Consider the following 2,589-nt stretch of genomic DNA (forward strand, 5'->3'; position numbering starts at 1 on the left):
CTGGCAAGAGATTTAATTGATTAGTTCGCTCCAGATCGCCAACAATTGACAAAAATTGCGGCAATGTCTGTCTCTATAAAGGTTTCATTCCTTATAACCCCGTCCATTGCATAAGACAAACCGAAGAACCGTTAATTTAAGCAATAACACACCCTAACTTTGTATTAATGCAAGAAATGACGAATGCCTGTTAAGACCATAATTAAACCTAACTCATTAGCGGCATTAATCGAATCCTGATCTTTTAAAGAACCTCCCGGTTGAACAATTGCCTCGATACCAAACTGGGCCGCCGTGCGAACAGAATCATCAAAGGGGAAAAAGCCATCACTAGCTAAATAGCCACCTTTGGCCGCTTCTGCTGCTTGTTCAAGGGCAATTTTTACCGAACCAACGCGATTCATTTGCCCCGCACCAACGCCTAAAGTAGTTTGATTTTTCGTCACCACAATAGCGTTAGATTTAACGTGCTTAGATACCTTCCAAGCAAACAGTAATTCCGCTAATTGTGCGGGGGTAGGTTGTTTTTCCGTCACCACGCGCCACTCATCCGGAGTTTCCACCACGTCATCGGCCGCTTGTACTAGAAAACCGCCAGCGATAACTTTTACTGTTTGTTTTTCTCCCCTGCTTAAATCCGGCAGCAATAAAATCCGCACTTTTGACTTTTTAGCGAGTATATCCCGGGCTTCGGGGCTACAATCGGGGGCAACCACGCATTCTAGGAAGGTTTTCGTTAATTCTTTAGCGGTTGCTTCGTCTATGGCTTGATTTAGGGCAACAATACCCCCAAAAGCCGAGATAGCATCGGCGTTAAAAGCTTTAGTATAAGCTTCCACTAAGCTACCACCGATCGCCACCCCACAGGGATTAGTGTGTTTCAAGATAGCGGCAGCCGGTTCTTCCCTGCCGAATTCGGCGATTAAACGGCGGGCTGCTTCTAAATCGACTAAATTGTTATAACTTAGTTCTTTTCCCTGTAATAAGGTCGCTTTTCCCCAACCTTGAGCCATTGTACCGCTACCATACCAAGTGGCACTTTGGTGGGGATTTTCGCCGTAACGCAGGGTTTGTAGGGCATTTCCCGCCAAATTAAAGCGAGTCGTTTCCCCGTTTAAGCTGGCGAAATAGGCAGCGATCGCACCATCGTAGGCATTGGTTAAAGCGAAGGTTTCCCCCGCCATTTTTTGACGGAATTCCAGGGAGATTTCGCCGTTATTTTGCCGTAATTGGCTTAAATACTGCTCGTAATACTTCGGGTTACTGATGACAGTCAAATGGGCGAAATTTTTAGCTGAGGCGCGTAACATCGCCGGACCACCGATATCGATTTGTTCGATCGCCTGAGCGGTGGTGACATCAGGATTGGCGATCGTCTGTTCAAAGGGATAGAGATTAACCACCACCAAATCAAAAGGACGAATTTGATTAGCCTCCATTTCCGCTAAATCTGACTCCCAATCCCGTCTGGCCAAAATACCGCCATGGATGCGAGGATGGAGAGTTTTCACCCTTCCGCCCAAGATTTCAGGAGATCCTGTATATTCTCCCACTTTAATCACGGGAATTCCCGCCGATTGGAGCGTTTTGGCGGTTCCTCCACTGCTAATAATTTCAAAATCAAATTCTTCTGTTAGCTGACGGGCAAAGTCAACTATTCCGGTTTTGTCAGTGACGCTGATCAGCGCTAAACGTCCCATAGTAGTGATCTATAAGCAACAATCTCAGTATATCCCAGCCCTAACCCGTTAAAAATTAAAAAAAGTAGGTTAGTAAATAATCAGCTGCTTCTATATTTTCGTCTCTCAAATATCAACTTATGCCAAGGAAATTTGTAAACTCCTCCTTGAAAGATTTAGTCTGACTTGTTAAAAAATACAGGATTTTTCAGGGTAACGAATTCGATCGAGATTAGTGAAAACCTCTTGGCAACCGTCATCGCCAAATGTTCTCAGATTACCATCATCTAGGAGAGTAGCCACTTCTGGTAAACTGGTACCACTGGTACTTAGTTCGAGGTTATCTCAAAATAATCTGGAGGACGAGCTTTTCCCTCATGTCTGACGTTTATCTAATTGGTGGCCCCAATGGTTCCGGGAAAACCACCGTCGCTAAAAAAATTTTACCCAACTTTTTAGGCGTTATCGAGTACGTTAACGCCGATGAAATTGCCGCCGGACTCTCACCTTTTAATCCTGAGTCGGTTGCTATCCAAGCAGGACGGTTGATGTTAGAAAGGCTGGTAACACTGAAGTGCCAAGGAATAGATTTTGCCTTTGAAAGCACCCTGGCAGCCCGACATTTTGCCCGTTTTTTGAGAGACTGTCGCAGTTCTGGCTATAGGCTCAATCTTATTTATTTTTGGCTACAAAGTCCAGAATTAGCTTTAGAGAGAGTTCACAGAAGGGTAGCCAGTGGCGGTCATAATGGGACTTAGACAAAAAACAAATCGAGAAAAGCCTCAACTCCAATCCCCGCCTGGGATTTACTTCGAGAAGCCCAAAATCGCTGAAACCCAGATATATCAAGGAAAATCATCAATCGAGGTTAAACCTTTGTACCCTAATGGTTTGAGCCTTTTTTGCTGAC

Annotated in this window: 1 protein-coding gene and 1 pseudogene; one reads left to right on the forward strand and one right to left on the reverse strand. The window is 44.7% G+C overall.

What is annotated here, in order from left to right; genetic code table 11:
• Positions 1-164: 164 nt before the first annotated feature.
• Positions 165-1,700 carry a bifunctional phosphoribosylaminoimidazolecarboxamide formyltransferase/IMP cyclohydrolase gene (purH, locus tag IM477_RS09540; RefSeq protein WP_287731522.1) on the reverse strand — a complete coding sequence of 512 codons (1,536 nt, stop codon included), beginning with the start codon at positions 1,698-1,700 and terminating at the stop codon, positions 165-167.
• Between the two features lie 356 nt (positions 1,701-2,056).
• Here purH and IM477_RS09545 point away from each other — a divergent pair.
• Positions 2,057-2,428, forward strand: a pseudogene (locus IM477_RS09545) (ATPase); the annotation flags it as partial.
• Positions 2,429-2,589: the final 161 nt, after the last annotated feature.

It is taken from the genome of Microcystis sp. M090S1, assembly GCF_020246295.1.
GTDB lineage: Bacteria > Cyanobacteriota > Cyanobacteriia > Cyanobacteriales > Microcystaceae > Microcystis > Microcystis aeruginosa.